Source organism: Symbiobacterium turbinis (assembly GCF_055383075.1).
On the sequence record NZ_AP042433.1, the window covers coordinates 2266680 to 2283336 of the forward strand.

At 65.0% G+C, this 16657-nt stretch carries 8 protein-coding genes, 12 tRNA genes and 3 rRNA genes; 2 read left to right on the forward strand and 21 right to left on the reverse strand.

All coding sequences use genetic code 11. The features are described from left to right. Positions 1 to 242 precede the first annotated feature (242 nt). From ACZ45O_RS10745 to ACZ45O_RS10845, 21 genes are all read right to left on the reverse strand, one after another. Positions 243 to 319 (reverse strand) — tRNA-Pro (locus tag ACZ45O_RS10745). Positions 320 to 425: 106 nt separating this feature from the next. Then, positions 426 to 502 (reverse strand) — tRNA-Pro (locus tag ACZ45O_RS10750). 7 nt (positions 503 to 509) lie between these two features. Beyond that, a tRNA-Ala gene (locus ACZ45O_RS10755) sits at positions 510 to 585 on the reverse strand. Between the two features lie 6 nt (positions 586 to 591). Further along, positions 592 to 668 (reverse strand) — tRNA-His (locus ACZ45O_RS10760). Between the two features lie 8 nt (positions 669 to 676). Beyond that, positions 677 to 752 (reverse strand) — tRNA-Trp (locus ACZ45O_RS10765). A gap of 7 nt (positions 753 to 759) precedes the next feature. Then, positions 760 to 835 (reverse strand) — tRNA-Arg (locus tag ACZ45O_RS10770). 5 nt (positions 836 to 840) lie between these two features. Continuing rightward, positions 841 to 917, reverse strand: a tRNA-Arg gene (locus tag ACZ45O_RS10775). 34 nt (positions 918 to 951) lie between these two features. Then, a tRNA-Thr gene (locus tag ACZ45O_RS10780) sits at positions 952 to 1027 on the reverse strand. A 12-nt stretch (positions 1028 to 1039) separates the two neighbouring features. After that, a tRNA-Leu gene (locus tag ACZ45O_RS10785) sits at positions 1040 to 1130 on the reverse strand. Positions 1131 to 1170: 40 nt separating this feature from the next. Continuing rightward, positions 1171 to 1254, reverse strand: a tRNA-Leu gene (locus ACZ45O_RS10790). A 10-nt stretch (positions 1255 to 1264) separates the two neighbouring features. Then, positions 1265 to 1340: transfer RNA gene (locus tag ACZ45O_RS10795), tRNA-Glu, on the reverse strand. A 4-nt stretch (positions 1341 to 1344) separates the two neighbouring features. Beyond that, a tRNA-Gln gene (locus ACZ45O_RS10800) sits at positions 1345 to 1418 on the reverse strand. A 121-nt stretch (positions 1419 to 1539) separates the two neighbouring features. Continuing rightward, positions 1540 to 1647: ribosomal RNA gene (rrf, locus tag ACZ45O_RS10805) — 5S ribosomal RNA — on the reverse strand. 124 nt (positions 1648 to 1771) lie between these two features. Beyond that, positions 1772 to 5125: ribosomal RNA gene (locus ACZ45O_RS10810) — 23S ribosomal RNA — on the reverse strand. 443 nt (positions 5126 to 5568) lie between these two features. Then, positions 5569 to 7132, reverse strand: a 16S ribosomal RNA gene (locus ACZ45O_RS10815). Together the 16S, 23S and 5S rRNA genes with 12 tRNA genes alongside form the textbook arrangement of a ribosomal RNA operon. Positions 7133 to 7541: 409 nt before the next feature. Further along, positions 7542 to 8462: an oligopeptide ABC transporter permease gene (gene opp4C / locus ACZ45O_RS10820; protein WP_464852913.1), complete on the reverse strand. Its 921-nt coding sequence runs from the start codon at positions 8460 to 8462 to the stop codon at positions 7542 to 7544. Next, on the reverse strand, positions 8419 to 9384 hold the full coding sequence (locus ACZ45O_RS10825; protein ID WP_464852915.1) for an ABC transporter permease: 966 nt from the start codon (positions 9382 to 9384) through the stop codon (positions 8419 to 8421). Before ACZ45O_RS10825 ends, opp4C begins: the two co-directional genes overlap by 44 nt. A 31-nt stretch (positions 9385 to 9415) precedes the next feature. After that, on the reverse strand, positions 9416 to 11134 hold the full coding sequence (locus ACZ45O_RS10830) for a peptide-binding protein (protein WP_464852916.1): 1719 nt from the start codon (positions 11132 to 11134) through the stop codon (positions 9416 to 9418). 269 nt (positions 11135 to 11403) lie between these two features. Next, positions 11404 to 12873 (reverse strand): MocR-like pyridoxine biosynthesis transcription factor PdxR, encoded by a 1470-nt coding sequence (pdxR, locus tag ACZ45O_RS10835; RefSeq protein WP_464852917.1) that lies wholly within the window; start codon positions 12871 to 12873, stop codon positions 11404 to 11406. A gap of 102 nt (positions 12874 to 12975) precedes the next feature. Beyond that, a complete protein-coding gene (locus ACZ45O_RS10840; RefSeq protein ID WP_464852918.1) occupies positions 12976 to 13677 on the reverse strand; it encodes a 2Fe-2S iron-sulfur cluster-binding protein in 702 nt (233 codons plus the stop codon). A 212-nt stretch (positions 13678 to 13889) separates the two neighbouring features. Next, complete coding sequence (locus tag ACZ45O_RS10845) at positions 13890 to 14693, reverse strand: DUF2797 domain-containing protein (protein ID WP_464852919.1); 804 nt, start codon at positions 14691 to 14693, stop codon at positions 13890 to 13892. Between the two features lie 166 nt (positions 14694 to 14859). Between ACZ45O_RS10845 and ACZ45O_RS10850 the strand changes: the two genes are divergently transcribed. Beyond that, positions 14860 to 15981: an ABC transporter ATP-binding protein gene (locus ACZ45O_RS10850; protein WP_464852920.1), complete on the forward strand. Its 1122-nt coding sequence runs from the start codon at positions 14860 to 14862 to the stop codon at positions 15979 to 15981. Next, positions 15978 to 16619, forward strand: a complete 642-nt coding sequence (locus tag ACZ45O_RS10855) for an ABC transporter permease (protein WP_464846490.1) — start codon at positions 15978 to 15980, stop codon at positions 16617 to 16619. Before ACZ45O_RS10850 ends, ACZ45O_RS10855 begins: the two co-directional genes overlap by 4 nt. Positions 16620 to 16657 lie beyond the last annotated feature (38 nt).

The window sequence follows — 16657 nt, forward strand, 5'->3', positions numbered from 1 at the left end:
GAACAGCCTCATCGCCTAAGTTGGGAGATAGGGATTGTGGCAAGTTCGTACGGACGGAGGAGGGCGGCTCCTCCATCGGTAGGAGAAGCCCTGGACGGCTGACGGTGATCGTGGGGGGCCGACAGGACACGCCGGGTCAATATGAACCTTTCATCCCCTTATGTATAGGGACGTTCCGAAGCAGGCTTTCGTTCAGGGTATGAAAAAAGGACGTGCGGTACACGTCCCTTCTCCTTAGGTATTGGTCGGGGTGACAGGATTTGAACCTGCGACCTCACGGTCCCGAACCGTGCGCTCTACCAAGCTGAGCCACACCCCGATTCAGTTGCGAGCAGTGAGTGGTTGGGCGGCGAGTCTGCTTCGCAAAGCCGTGCCGGGTTTCCCGTCTGAATAGCAGACGTGCTGGCGCACGTCTGCTATTCAAATGGTCGGGCTGACAGGATTTGAACCTGCGACCTCTTCCACCCCAAGGAAGCGCGCTACCAAGCTGCGCCACAGCCCGATGAAACTGGTGGAGCTGAGGGGAATCGAACCCCTGACCTCTTGAATGCCATTCAAGCGCTCTCCCAACTGAGCTACAGCCCCATCCTCTGGGCAGACCGACCGGAGTCGAACCGGCGACCTCCAGAGCCACAATCTGGCGCTCTAACCAACTGAGCTACGGTCTGCGTGTGGATGGCAGGGGCAGTAGGACTCGAACCCACAACCTACGGTTTTGGAGACCGTTGCTCTACCAATTGAGCTATGCCCCTAAAAAACTGGCGCGCCCGGCAGGACTCGAACCTACGACCTCTTGCTCCGGAGGCAAGCGCTCTATCCACTGAGCTACGGGCGCAGTATTGGCGCGCCGGGCAGGATTCGAACCTGCGACCGCCTGATTCGTAGTCAGGTACTCTATCCAGCTGAGCTACCGGCGCAAAGGCTGTGCGGCGAGCGGTGACTCGCCGCTGCTGGAGCTGATGACCGGACTCGAACCGGTGACCTCGTCCTTACCAAGGACGCGCTCTACCTCCTGAGCTACATCAGCGGGGAACAGGAGTGGTGCAGATGGGGAGACTCGAACTCCCACCGGGAGTGGTTACCCGACACGGTCCTGAGCCGTGCGCGTCTGCCAATTCCGCCACATCTGCATTAGCAGCCTCAGGAGGGAGAACCCTCCGTGAGGCGCCCTGGTGTCGGAGGCGGGACTTGAACCCGCACGGTTATCCCATACGCCCCTCAAACGTACGCGTCTGCCAATTCCGCCACTCCGACACTAACAATATGGTGACCCCAACGGGATTCGAACCCGTGTCTCCGCCGTGAGAGGGCGGTATCCTAGGCCGCTAGACGATGGGGCCAGCTTGGTTGGGGATCCTGGATTCGAACCAGGACTACCTGATCCAGAGTCAGGCGGGCTACCGTTACCCCAATCCCCAGTATACACGCAAATGGCCTTCTCGTGAAGTCCGCACTTGCAGGCACGTCCCCGTGCCGGTCTGCCGGTCGACCTTCCCCCGGCGACTTGCCATCGCCGGGGGAGGCTTTCCGTCAAACTAGTTTGGGCAGCGACCTATTCTCCCCCTTGTGGAGTACCTTCGGCCCTGGAGGGCTTAACTTCCGTGTTCGGTATGGGAACGGGTGATCCCCTCCGGTATCGCCACCCAAAAACGCTGAGGTCTTACCCTCAAAACTGTACAGTGAGGCGTCTGCAGGGGGCGCAGCCCCCGAAGACGCCCGGCGCCAGCAGGTGCTGCGCAGCAGCGCCCCTGTATACGCCGACATGCTTTGCGAAATCAAGCCCTCGGCCGATTAGTACCGGTCTGCTCCACGACTTACGCCGCTTCCACTCCCGGCCTATCTACCTGGTCATCTTCCAGGGGCCTTACTCCCTTCACGGGATGGGAGATCTCATCTTCGGGTCGGCTTCGCACTTAGATGCTTTCAGCGCTTATCCGTTCCGGCCTTGGCTACCCAGCGGTGCCCCTGGCGGGACAACTGGTACACCAGCGGGCCGTCCACCCCGGTCCTCTCGTACTAGGGGCAGATCCCGTCAAATCTCCTGCGCCTGCGATGGATAGGGACCGAACTGTCTCACGACGTTCTGAACCCAGCTCGCGTACCGCTTTAATCGGCGAACAGCCGAACCCTTCGGACCGACTTCAGCCCGAGGATGCGATGAGCCGACATCGAGGTGCCAAACCTCCCCGTCGATGTGGACTCTTGGGGGAGATCAGCCTGTTATCCCCAGGGTAGCTTTTATCCGTTGAGCGACGGCCCTTCCACTCGGTACCGCCGGATCACTAAGCCCGTCTTTCGACCCTGCTCGACCTGTCTGTCTCGCAGTCAAGCCCGCTTCTGCCTTTACACTCCCCGGATGATTTCCAACCATCCTGAGCGGACCTTTGGGCGCCTCCGTTACCTTTTGGGAGGCGACCGCCCCAGTCAAACTGCCCACCTGGCACGGTCCACTACCCCGATCCAGGGGTCCGTGTTAGAACTCCGATGCTGCGAGGGTGGTATCCCAACGGCGCCTCCACTGAATCTGGCGACCCAGTTTCCAAGGCTCCCACCTATCCTGTACACGCACCACCAAAGTCCAATGCCAAGCTACAGTAAAGCTCCATGGGGTCTTTCTGTCCAATCGCAGGTAACCTGCATCTTCACAGGTATTTCAATTTCACCGGGTCCCTCGCTGAGACAGTGCCCAAGTCGTTACGCCATTCGTGCGGGTCGGAACTTACCCGACAAGGAATTTCGCTACCTTAGGACCGTTATAGTTACGGCCGCCGTTTACTGGGGCTTCGGTTCAAAGCTTCGGCCTTGCGGCCTGACCTCTCCCCTTAACCTTCCAGCACCGGGCAGGCGTCAGCCAGTATACGTCGCCTTCCGGCTTAGCACTGACCTGTGTTTGTGGTAAACAGTCGCTTGGGCCTCTCCTCTGCAACCTCCCCCAGCTTTGAGGCGTCTCTCCTCTCACCAGGGAAGGCCATCCTTCTCCCGAAGTTACGGATGCATTTTGCCGAGTTCCTTAGCGAGGGTTCTCCCGCGCACCTGAGGATTCTCTCCCCGCCTACCTGTGTCGGTTTGCGGTACGGGCACCCCGGGTCTCCCTAGCGGCTTTTCTCGGCAGTGTGGCGTCAGGGGCTTCCCTACTTCAATTCGGTCGGCGTCACGGCTCACGTTTAGTCCGACGGACTTCCCTGCCGGACCACGCTTCCCGCTTACCCCGGCACGACCAACGGCCGGGTCCCCCTAGCCTCCTGCGTCCCCGCATCGGTCAAGCGACCCGTAGGTGGTACAGGAATGTCGACCTGTTTCCCATCGCCTACGCCATTCGGCCTCGGCTTAGGTCCCGACTGACCCTGAGCGGACGAGCCTTGCTCAGGAATCCTTAGGCTTTCGGTGGACAGGATTCTCACCTGTCTTTTCGCTACTCATACCGGCATTCTCACTTCCATGCAGTCCACATGTCCTTCCGGTCATGCTTCTGCCCGCATGGAACGCTCCCCTACCGCGTGAGCAGTGAGATGTGAGTAGTGAGTAGTGGGTCACTGCAGTCTTTGCATCAACGTGTAGATCTGCTTCCCGAGCTGTTCGTACCCGGATATGACTTTGTCCATCGCAGCGATCTCGTAACCGAGATCCCTGGCCAGACTCAGAAGGACGTACATCTCGTTGGCAGACCCCAACGCAATCCGCAAAAAGTGTCGGAAGTCAGCGGCTGAATCGCGCCGACCGAATCCCTCGGCGATGTTCGCCGGGATGGACACGGCCGCTCGACGCAACTGCTGTCCCAACTCAAACTGTTCGTGGGCCGGAAATCTACGGGTCAGCCGGTGCACCGTCAGCGCCAGTTCGTAGCCCTGCTGGTACACCCGCAGATCCTGAAAACTCCGGACCCCACTCACTGCTCACCACTCACCTCTCACCGCTCACACCCGCAGCTTCGGTGTCCTGCTTAGCCCCGAGTATTTATGGCGCAGCGTCATTCGACCAGTGAGCTATTACGCACTCTTTCAATGATGGCTGCTTCTAAGCCAACATCCTGGTTGTCTCTACAACGCCACATCCTTGACCACTTAGCAGGAACTTGGGGACCTTAGCTGGCGGTCTGGGCTCTTTCCCTCTCGACGACGGACCTTAGCGCTCGCCGTCTGACTGCCGGCCATACTTGCTGGCATTCGGAGTTTGACTGAGTTCGGTAACCGGTGTAGGCCCCTAGCCCAATCAGTGCTCTACCTCCAGCAAGCTCACATGCCGACGCTAGCCCTAAAGCTATTTCGGGGAGAACCAGCTATCTCCCGGTTCGTTTGGCTTTTCACCCCTATCCACAGCTCATCCGGTAGCTTTTCAACGCTAATCGGTTCGGGCCTCCACGGGGTCTTACCCCCGCTTCACCCTGGCCATGGATAGATCACCGGGTTTCGGGTCTACAGCCACTGACTACGCCCTCTTCAGACTCGCTTTCGCTTCGGCTCCGGGCCTGAGGCCCTTAACCATGCCAGTGACCGTAACTCGCCGGTTCATTCTGCAAAAGGCACGCACTCACGCTCTTATGGCGCTCGTACTGCTTGTAGGCACACGGTTTCAGGGTCTCTTTCACTCCGCTCCCGCGGTGCTTTTCACCTTTCCCTCACGGTACTGGTTCACTATCGGTCGCCAGGCGTATTTAGCCTTGGAGGGTGGTCCCCCCGGATTCCCACGGGATTCCTCGTGTCCCGTGGTACTTGGGATCCGCCTTGCGGCCCCTCGCCTTTCGCCTACAGGGCTTTTACCTTCTGTGGCCGGCCTTTCCAGACCGGTTCGGCTAGACTCCGGGCATCGCATTCTCGGCGTCCCGCAACCCCAGCGCCGATTGCTCGGCGCTGGTTTAGGCTCCTCCCCGTTCGCTCGCCGCTACTGAGGGAATCTCGGTTGATTTCTTTTCCTCGTCCTACTGAGATGTTTCAGTTCGGACGGTGCCCTCCACACAGCCTATGGATTCAGCTGTGGGTGACTGGCCATTACGCCAGCCGGGTTGCCCCATTCGGAGATCCCCGGATCTACGCCTGCTTGCGGCTCCCCGAGGCTTATCGCAGCTTTCCACGTCCTTCATCGGCACCTGGCGCCAAGGCATCCACCGTGTGCCCTTCCTAGCTTGATTTCGCTAAGAATCGCATGTTCACTGTGCAGTTTTCAAGGTACGACCCCGCTGCAGGGAACCACAGGCTCCCGCAGGCACGGGTGTTTTCCCGTGACCAGGAGTTATGAGTATAACGGCTCCGCCGCCTACCCACAACCCACAAGTCCTGGAAATTGAGGCGTTCATAGAAGTAGCCGCCGTTGAGTCTGCAAATCGTGGGCCACAGCCATTCAGCCAGCAGCCCACTGCTCACCGCTCAACGAGCAGCTTACCGATCAGCGAGCCTGATCTGTTGCAGCTCTCACTGCCCACAGCTCACAGCCCACCGCTCATCTTCTCGAACCCTCAAAACTAAACAGTGCAGAATCGGTCCGCCAAACGGCCGTCAGTTCCCCTCAGCCCGTTTTGATGGGCTGAGTATCGACCTGGGAGTCTTCCCCCTGCTCAGGAGGAAAGCTCCTTAGAAAGGAGGTGATCCAGCCGCACCTTCCGATACGGCTACCTTGTTACGACTTCACCCCAGTCACCAGCCCCACCTTCGGCGGCTGCCTCCCCTTGCGGGGTTAGCTCACCGACTTCGGGTGTTGCCAGCTCCCATGGTGTGACGGGCGGTGTGTACAAGGCCCGGGAACGCATTCACCGCGGCATGCTGATCCGCGATTACTAGCAACTCCGACTTCACGCAGGCGAGTTGCAGCCTGCGATCCGAACTGAGACCGCCTTTCAGCGATTGCCTCCCCCTCGCGGGTTCGGGGCGCTCTGTGACGGCCATTGTAGCACGTGTGTAGCCCAGGACATAAGGGGCATGATGATTTGACGTCATCCCCACCTTCCTCCGGTTTGTCACCGGCAGTCTCGCATGAGTCCCCACCTTTACGTGCTGGCAACATGCGACAGGGGTTGCGCTCGTTGCGGGACTTAACCCAACATCTCACGACACGAGCTGACGACAACCATGCACCACCTGTCTCGCCGTTCTCCCGAAGGAGCACTCCCGCATTTCTGCAGGATTCGGCGGATGTCAAGCCCTGGTAAGGTTCTACGCGTTGCTTCGAATTAAACCACATGCTCCGCTGCTTGTGCGGGCCCCCGTCAATTCCTTTGAGTTTCAGCCTTGCGGCCGTACTCCCCAGGCGGAGTGCTTATTGCGTTAACTACTGCACGAGGGGGGTCGATACCCCTCACACATAGCACTCATCGTTTACGGCTAGGACTACCAGGGTATCTAATCCTGTTTGCTCCCCTAGCTTTCGCGCCTCAGCGTCAGTTACTCCCCAGGCAGCCGCCTTCGCCACTGGTGTTCCTCCCGATCTCTACGCATTTCACTGCTACACCGGGAATTCCACTGCCCTCTAGAGCACTCAAGCCCATCAGTTTCAGAGGCACGCCCGGGGTTGAGCCCCGGAGTTTCACCCCTGACTTAACAGGCCGCCTACACGCCCTTTACGCCCAGTAATTCCGGACAACGCTCGCCCCCTACGTATTACCGCGGCTGCTGGCACGTAGTTAGCCGGGGCTTCCTCGCCTGCTACCGTCAAACCCTGCCCATTTCCTGACAGGGCCCTTCTTCGCAGGCAACAGAGCTTTACAACCCGAAGGCCTTCCTCGCTCACGCGGCGTTGCTGCATCAGCCTTTCGGCCATTGTGCAAAATTCCCGACTGCTGCCTCCCGTAGGAGTCTGGGCCGTGTCTCAGTCCCAGTGTGGCCGGTCGCCCTCTCAGGCCGGCTACCCATCGTCGCCTTGGTGAGCCGTTACCTCACCAACTAGCTAATGGGCCGCGGACCCCTCCTCTGCCAGCGCCAATCGCTCTAGCGCCTTTTCTCCCAGCCCCATGCGAGGCCGTGAGCTTATCCGGTATTAGCAGGCCTTTCGGCCTGTTATCCCAGAGCAAAGGGCAGGTTATCCACGTGTTACTCACCCGTCCGCCGCTAGGCTTTGAGGCCGAAGCCTCAAAGCCCCGCTCGACTTGCATGTCTTAGGCACGCCGCCAGCGTTCGTCCTGAGCCAGGATCAAACTCTCCGTGGAAAAGTTCGATTGGCTCGTTTGAAGTACTCGGCTCGCTTGGCTTTTCCTCTTCTGCACTGTCTAGTTTTCAAGGTTCGAGACCGCCGCCGCCGTCAGGCGACAGCTTTATCAGTTTAACAAGCTCTCGGCTTCGTGTCAACCGGCCAGTTCGTTCCAGCCGTTCGTTTCCACCGGCCGCTTCCGGCCCGGCCGCTCCAGCCGAGCCCGCCGCCATCCGGCGGCAAGAAGTCATTCTATCAGGCAGACCGATCGGCGTCAACCGACCAAATCCGTCCAATCGAATGGCCGCATCCTGAAGTGGCGGCCTGTGCATCTTAACACGCGACGCCGCCCGCGGGCAAGCCCTGACCCCGGACCGACAATTTCTACTTCAGCCGGAAACATCACATCAATCGCGACCCGCCCGATCTCAAGGTCCTGACCGAGTGCAGGCCGACCCCCGTTGCAGCCGCGGATCCAGGGCCTCCCGCAACCCCTCGCCCACCAGGTTGACCGCCAGGATCGCCACGAAGATGAGCAGCCCCGGCGGCAGCCAGATCCACGGCTGCAGGAGCAGCACCTTCAATGATATCGCCGCGGACAGCATGTTTCCCCAGGAGGGCGTCGGTTGCTGCACCCCAAAGCCCAGGAACGAGAGGCCGGCCTCGCTGAGGATCGCTGACCCGACCCCAAGCGTCGCGGCCACCATCACCGGGGCCATGGCGTTGGGCAGGATGTGGCGGAAGATGATCTGCCCGTCCGGCACGCCGATCGCCCGGGCGGCCTCCACGTACTCCCGGCTGCGCAAGGTAAGGAACTGTCCCCGCACCAGGCGGCAGATCCCGGTCCAGCCCAGAAGGCCGATCACGACCATCGTATTGTATACCGACGGCCGCAGGACCGCGGCCATCGTGAGCGCCAGGGGGAAGAACGGCACGATCATCACCACGTCCGTGATTCGCATGATCACGCTGTCCACCGCGCCGCCGTAATACCCGGCGATGGCCCCCAGGGTCACGCCGATCACCATATAGATCGAAACGGCGACCAGCCCCACCGTCAGCGAGACCCGCCCGCCGTAGAGCAGCCTGGTGTAGACGTCGCGTCCCAGCTCGTCCGTGCCCAGCCAGTGCTCCCGGGAGGGCGGCTGTTCCGCGCGCCGGATGTCCGGCAGATCCCGGTCGTGCCGGGCGAGCTGCGGCGCGAACACCGAGGCGAGGACGAGCACGATGAGCACGTACAGCCCCAGCATCGCCCGCCGGTTGGCGCGAAAGCGGCGCCAGGCCACCGTCACTCCCCCCAACTGCTCAGTCGTAACGCACCCGGGGATCGACCACGGCGTAGCCCACATCCGCCAGCAGACTGCCCAGCAGCGTCAGCCCCGCGAACAGCAGGTTCAGGGCCATCAGCACCGGGTAGTCCCGCTCCAGCAGGGCGGTATACATCAGCCGGCCGATCCCCGGCCACTGGAAGACCGACTCGGTGATGATCGCCCCGCCCAACAGGGCCGGCAGGTTGAGGCCCAGCAGCGTGATCACCGGCATGAGGGCGTTGCGCAGAGCGTGCCGGTAGAGCACCACCCGCTCCGGCAGCCCTTTGGCCCGGGCGGTGCGCAGGTAGTCCTGCCCGAGCACCTCCAGCATCGCAGAGCGCACATGGCTCATCAGCCCGGCGATGCCGGTCACCCCCAGGGCCGTCGCCGGCAGGATGAGGTGGCGGGCGGCATCCAGGAAGAGCGCGGCGCCGGTGAACTGGGCGCCCGGGGTCGTGAAGCCCGCCGACGGCAGGATCTGCAGGCCGCCCAGCGAGAGCCAGCGCAGGAGCAGGAGGCCGAGGAAAAAGGCCGGGATGGCCAGGCCGGCCAGCGAGCAGGTTGTCACCACCGTGTCGACCCAGGTGCCCCGCCGCACCGCGGCCAGGATGCCGAACGGGATGCCCGCCAGCAGCACGATGGACTCGGCCGCCACGCCCAGGGCGATGCTGGGCCCCAGCCGGTCGCCGATCAGCTCGGTGACGGGAATGCGGAACCGGATGGAGGTGCCCAGGTCGCCCCGCACGGCGCCCGTCAGCCAGCGCAAGTACTGCTGCGGCATGGGGCAGTTCAGGCAGTGGCGCCGGCGCAGCTCGGCCACCTTCGCCGGGTCGGCCCGGGGATCGATGAGCCCGCTGTACGGATCGCCCGGAGCCAGCCGGATCACGGCGAAGATCAGGAGAGAGGCGCCCAGCAGCATCGGCAGGAGCTGAGCCAGGCGCCGCAGGATGAACCCGGTCACCGCCCTTCCCTCCTTGATGCGGTTGCCGCATTCAACGCCGTTCCGGGGGAATCCAGAGCTCCCAGATGTTCCAGAGGATGCCCCGGGCGTCCGGCCGCAGGCCCCGCACCCGGTCCAGCCGCACCGCCTCGATCTGATCCTGGCTGTAGAGGAAGATCACCGGCAGTTCGTCGGCCAGCAGCCGGGCCCACTCCCGGTAGAACGGCCGCCGCGCCTCCGGATCCAGCCGACCCGCCCCGAGGCGCAGCAGCATCTGGCTGCGGGCGCTCTGCCAGCCCGTCGCCCGCCCCCAGCGGCTGTCGGGGTCGAAGACGGGCCCCGGGTCAGGATCCAGCCCCACGCCCCAGCCCATCAGCCAGGCGTCCACCTGCCCCCCGCCGAAGACCATCGCCGCGAGAGTGGAGAACTCCATCATCTGCAGGTCGACCTGGATGCCCACCGCCTTCAAGTCGGCCTGGATCAGCGGGGCCGACGCAGCCCGCACGGCGTTGCCGGAAGGATAGAGCAGAGTGAACCGGAAGCGGCGCCCGTCCCGGACCAGATAGCCCTCCGCGTCCCGCTCGGTCCAGCCCGCCTCGGCCAGCAGGCGGGTGGCGGTGGCCACGTCGCGGCTGCGGGCCGGGACCGCCTCCGGATCGTGGTACGGGTGGCCATGGGGCAGATGGCTCTCCGCGAGATGACCATACCCCTTCAGCAGGTGGTCGACCATGGCCGGCCGGTCGATGGCCAGCAGGATGGCCTGCCGCACCCGCCGGTCGGCAAAGAGCGGGTTGCGGTGGTTGAGCCCCAGGTACTGGTAGCCCAGGTCGGGCCGTGCAAAGACGCCGATGTTCGGGTCGCCCTCCACCAGCGCCACGTCCCCCGGTTTGAGCGGAACGTAGTCCAGCTCGCCGGCCTTCAGCTGGCCGGTGGCCACGTCCTGGTTGGCGATGCGGTAGATGATCCGCTCGATGTGGGGCCGGCCGCGGTGGTAGGCGTCGTGGCGCACCAGCTCGACGTACTGGTCCGGCACGTACCGCACGAACCGGTACGGCCCGGTGCCCACCGGCGCCCGCGTGGCGGGGTGCTCGGCCAGGTCGCCCGGCGGCGTGCCGGCGAAGACGTGCGCCGGGATCAGCGGGATGGCCAGGTTCTGCAGGAGCGGGGCGTGCGGCCGGTCGGCGGTGAAGACGACGGTGTGGTCATCGACCACCCGGATCGCCTCCCGCCCCTCTCCCTCCAGCCAGGCCTGCCATCCCGCCCGCTTCCGGTCGGCCGCCTCACGGGCGGTGATGCGCCCGGCGGCCTGCTCCCGGTCCGCCGCCGCACGCTCGGCCAGCATGGACCCGACGCCGCGCAGGGCCGCGTATTCCCCGGTGAGCACGCCGGGGTAGTCGGGGTGCAGGATGGCCCGGAAGGTGTACGCCACGTCGTGGGCGGTGAAGGGGCGGCCGTCGTGCCAGGTGACATCCCGCCTCAGCCGGAAGGTGAACTGCCGGTGATCAGGCGAGACGGAGAAGCTCTCGCACAGGTCGCACACCAGCGCCAGCCGCTCGTCCCGGGTCAGCAGGCCGGCAAAGACCAGGCCGACGACGTTGGCGTCGTAGCCGTCCTCCATCAGGATCGGGTTGAAGACGCCCCTGGGCGCGGAGAACATGGAGAGGTACAGCGTGCCGCCGTCCACGGGCTCCTCGGCGTGCGCCGCCCGGGTGCATCCGATTGCGAGAAGCACGATGACGACGGCGCTAATGAAGCGCTTGAAACCAGGCATTCCCAGCCTCCAGGACACAGCGCCCGGGACAGCCCCTCTCAAGCAGATGCGCGGACAGGCGCGAATATGCCTGGGGCGGCCCCGGGCGCGGTGAGTTCTGGGGATAGTATGCCGCTCGCGCCCTCAGCCCATTTCGGTGATGTTTTCGGCCTATCCATCTCGTCCGGCCTATACGTTCTGTTCGTCCTGGCTGTGGGTCCCAGGCCTCACCCACAGCCAGGACGAACAAAAACGGCGGGCATCCTGCCCGCCGCTTCGGTCCCGGGCCTTCACACCACCGGCCCGCTGATGGGCGCCGCCTCGCCGCCCGCCGCCGCCTCCTCCCGGAGCAGTCGCTCGACGGCCCGGGCCAGCCGCTGAATGCCGGGCCCGATTTCCTCAGGCCGGGGGTACGAGAAGCTGAGCCTGAGGCCCCGCCGGGCCATCTGGCCAGCCCCGTAGAAGTCCCCCGGCACGAACGCCACCCCCTCGCGGCCCGCCTCGGCCAGGAGGCGCCGGGCCGTCAGCGGCCGGGGGAGGCGGCACCAGATGTGGTAGCCGCCCTCGGGCACATACCAGCTCACCCCGGCGGGCATGTGCTCGGCGAGCGCCTCCAGCATCAGGTCGCGCCGCTCCTTCAACGCCGGTCTGAGCGCTGCCAGGTGCTCGGCCAGGCGTCCCTCCCGCAGGAAGGCCTCCATCACCCGCTGGTTGAGCAGGGCCGCGCGAAAGTCGAGATTGCCCCTGGCGCGGGCAATGCGCTCCACCACCGGCGGGGCGGCCACGATCCAGGCCAGCCGCAGTGCCGGGCTGACCGCCTTGCTCGCGCTGCTGATGTAGATGACGTAGCCGCCGGGGTCCAGCGACTTTAGCGTGGGCACCGGCTGTTCGCTGAAGTGGAGCGGCCCGTAGGGGTCGTCCTCCACGATGCCCACCTGGTGGCGTGCGGCCAGCTGAATCAGCCGCCGCCGGCGATCCAGGGTGAGCGTCACGCCGAGCGGGTTGTGGAACGTGGGCAGGGTGAACAGCAGCTTCGGCTGATAGCGCAGCATCAACTCCTCCAGCCCCTCCACCACCAAGCCGTGCTGATCCACCGAAACGGGGACCACCCGGACACCGGCGGAGTCGAAGATACCCAGGCTGTTGATGTAGGAGGGCATCTCGACCAGCACCGTGTCGCCCGGCTGCAGGAGCACCCTGCTGATCAGGTAGAGCGCGATCTGCGACCCCGCGAGGATGAGCACCTCGTCGGCTGCGACGCCCATGGTGCCGGCGATCGCCTGCCGGAGCGGCGCGTAGCCGGCGATGGGCCCGTAGCCCAGGGCGGCGCTGTCCTGCAGGGCCTGCTGCATGAGCCCGGCCAGGGCGGCGGCCGGATAGAGTTCGGGCGACATCTCGCCGTGCGCGAAGGAGATGGCCCCGGGCCGCCGGATGATGGCGTTGATATCCGCCACCAGGGGCTCCTCGGCCTCGGTGGGGCCGGCCCAGGGCATCGGGCGGATGACGTCCTCCCCCGGCGCCTCGGGCGGCCCGATCACCACCGTGCCGTGACCGACCCGCCCCTCCACCAGCCCCTCCGCCGCCAGCTCGCGATAGGCGTTGACGACGGTGGTGCGGTTGACACCGAGCCGGCGGGCCAGGGTGCGCTCCGGCGGAAGCCGGGTCCCGGGGGGCAGCGCGCCGGTGAGGATGCGCTCCCGTGCCTGTTCGTAGATCTGACGGTAGAGCGGTGTGGCGCTGTTGCGATCCACCTTGAACACGCCCGGTTCCCCCTTCCCATGCTCAACCCACCGTACTGCTGATTTTAACACATGGAAAGGGAAGCGCCGACCCCGCAGCATGCAGGATCGGCGGTGCCGCCGTCAGTGTGCGATTTCGCAGGGACCGTGGGCGATCACCTGGCAGCAGAGGCGGTAGCCCTGGTCCACCTTGTCGCCCAGCATCTCCCGCTCGGCGTCGTTCACCGGGCTCAGGTTCTCCATGCCCTTCAGCACCTTGATCTGACAGGTGTCGCAGACGCCGCTCTTGCAGTCCCACTTCACGTCGACGCCCTTGTCGTTGACGCCGTCCAGCAGGTTCTCGTCCTTGGGGATCTCGACCTCGTACTCCTGCCCCCCCAGGAGCACCTTGACCCGGATCATCTCCTTCGGCTTCTCCTCCGCCGGAGCCGCCTCCACCTGCGGCTCCTCCTCGAAGGGGAAGACCTGGCGGGTGATCTCCACCCGGCTGGAGGTGTGGTGCACCAGCCCGTGGTTCAGGTGGCAGGTGGTCTGGAAGGTATCGCGCAGGATGGCCCGCCAGGCGTCCAGATGGTTTCTGGCCCCGTCGCGCGTGAGGTCGTGAGGCACGACCGCCTTCAGCGTGGCCCAGCACTCGAACACGCCGGGATCCTCCTTGCGCGGCGCCGGCTCCTCCAGCTCCAGCCGCAGATCCTTCACGCCTGGGGCAGCCCGGCGCAGGCGGCCGACGAAGTCCTGGTAAACCCGGGCAGCCGTCGGGCCGGCCGTCTCGGCCTCGGCCAGCACGCCCAGGTAGATCCGCGATCCATACTTGGTCTCAGGCACTGCCGGACCCTCCTCCTCCCACGGAAGCTCAAACATGAATCACATGCCTCTTATTATACGGAAGTTTCGGTGATGACTCAATCAAAAAAAGCGGCGGCTCTTCACGCGCCGCCGTAAGTCTGAAACACACAGAGGGGGTCAACACACTTTCATGTTACCCCACTCGCGTTACAATTCCGTGACACGAATGTAACGATTTGACCACAGGTGTGCTAGCCGCTGCTCGCACCAGCCGCGGCCAGGGCCTCGAAGGTGACCAGGTAGCCGGCGAACTTGGGCACGTTGAGCACCCCGGTGTCGAGCACCAGGTAGCTGCCCTTCATCCCGAGCAGCACGCCCTCCGCATCGCCCTTCTCCAGGTCGTGCGACTTGATCTTCTCGGGCGGCGCCTCCAGGGGGTAGGCAAAGCTGCGCAGGTCTTCATCGGGCAGGACGTAGGGCCGGTACTCCTCCGGGATCAGCTCCAGGATGCGCGCCCGCTCGGCCAGCAGGTCGGTGTCGGCCACCTCCCCCTTCAGCATGCGGCGCCAGTTGGTCTTGTCCCCCACGAACCGGGTCAGGTACGCCTCCAGCTCGCCCGCCATCTTGCGGTTCGGCACCCGGGCGATGGGCACCGCCTCCACGGCCCCCTGGTCCAGCCACCGGCCGGGCAGGTTGCGGGTGATGCCCACCTTCACGTCGCTGGACTTGGCCAGGTAGACGTAGGTGGGAATCATGCAGTGGGCGTCGCCCCACTCGGGCTCCCGGCAGGTCTCGTAGTGGCAGAGCGTGGGCTTCACCTGGCAGAGGTCGTTCACGGCCAGCCGCCTGAAGCAAGGCCAGCAGGAGCCGTTGTTGAACAGCTTGTTCGACTTGCGGCCACAGTAGATGCAGCGGCGCTCTCCGGTAAAGCGTATGGCCACCCGCTCGCCGATGAGCGGGTTCAGCGCGATCTCCTGCTCGTCCAGCAGCAGGTGGTAGTCCACCACCGCATCGCCGATGCGCAGCAGCAGGTCGCGGATCATCCCTGTGTACACGATTCCACCCCGATTCTGAGAGGGTTGCGAAACCTCCCTCCCTCGGTTCGGGGCGCGCGGTCCTTTCTCCTCCCCAGGGCGCACGGCGCGACAGGCGCGCCGCAGTGCGGTGCCGCGGCGGCGCATACGCGCATACTACAGCGGGAGCGGAGAGGAGGGATGCGGCATGGTGCGCTTCGAGCACGTGAGCAAGGTCTACCCCGGCGGGCAAAAGGCCGTGGACGACCTGAACCTGGAGGCGAGGAAGGGCGAGTTCGTCTGCCTCATCGGCCCGTCGGGCTGCGGCAAGACCACGACGATGAAGATGATCAACCGGCTGCACGAGCCCACCTCCGGCCGCATCTACGTGAACGGCCGGGACATCATGCAGATGAATCCGGTCACCCTGCGGCGTCAGATCGGGTACGTCATCCAGCAGATCGGCCTCATGCCCCACATGACCATCGCGGAGAACGTTGCCCTGGTGCCCAGGCTGCTGGGCTGGGACCGGGCGCGGCAGGAGAAGCGGGTGAACGAGCTGCTGCCGCTGGTGGGGCTCGACCCGGCCACCTACCGCGACCGCTACCCCAGCGAGCTCTCGGGGGGTCAGCAGCAGCGGGTCGGGATTGCGCGGGCCATGGCGGCCATGCCGGAGCTGATCCTGATGGACGAGCCCTTCAGCGCGCTGGACCCCATCACCCGGGAGACGCTGCAGGACGAGATGAAGCGGCTGCAGCACAAGTACAAGCTCACGGTGGTCTTCGTGACCCACGACATGGACGAGGCGCTGAAGCTCGGCGACACCATCGTGGTGATGCGGAGCGGGAAGATCGTCCAGGCGGCCTCGCCCGATGAGCTGCTGCGCAACCCGAAGGATGACTTCGTGGCCCAGTTCGTGGGCCGGGACCGGACGCGGGATGTCAGCCTGCTGAAGGTGGCCGACGTCATGATCCGGCCCGTCACCATCGGCCCCGAGCACGGCCTGGCCGAGGCGCTGGTGCTGATGAAGAAGCGGAGGGTCAGTTCGCTCATGGTGGTGGACGAGGACGACCGGCTGCTGGGGTTCGTCACCCCTCGCATGATCGAGAAGGTGCGGCGGGGCCGGGTGGCCGACGTGATGCGGCCGGACATCATCACCGCATCGCCGGAGACCCCGCTGCAGGAGGCCTTCGAGCGGATGTTCCTGGCGCACCTGGACTACCTGCCGGCGGTGGACGAGGAAGGCCGGCTGGTGGGGCTGATCACCAGCACGACCATGGTCGACGCGCTCTCGCAGGCGCTCTGGTCTGACGAGGGGGAGTCGGAATGAACGACCTCTTCGCGGTGCTGGGCGATCCGGCCCTCCAGCAGAACCTGCTCCGCCAGACGGGCGAGCACATCACCCTCTCGCTGGCGGCGGTGGGGCTGGCCATCCTGGCGGCCGTTCCGCTGGGCATCGTGCTGACCCGGCTGGAGCGCTTCGCCGAACCGGTGATGGCGGCGGTGAGCGTGCTGCAGACCCTGCCCTCGCTGGCCCTGCTGGCCTTCATGATCCCGCTCCTGGGCATCGGCCGCACGCCCGCCCTGGTGGCGCTCTTCCTCTACGCCCTGCTGCCGATCCTGCGCAACACCTACACCGGCCTGCGCGAGGTGCCCGCGAACCTGCGGGAGGCAGGCCGGGGCATGGGGATGAGCAACCTCCAGCTCCTCAGGATGGTCGAGCTGCCGGTGGCGTTTCCGGTAATCCTCACCGGCATCCGCACCAGCGCCGTCATGGTCATCGGATGGGCCACCCTGGCGGCCTTCGTGGGCGGCGGGGGTCTGGGCGACACCATCCTCACCGGGTTCGCCATGGTCTCCACGCCGCACATCCTGGCCGGCGGCATCCCCGTGACGCTGCTGGCCCTGCTCACCGACTTCCTGCTGGGCCGGCTGGAGCGGGCGGGGACCCGCCAGGCCCGCACCTGACGCGGCGGGCGCCCGGCGGTGCCGCCACCGGCACCGCC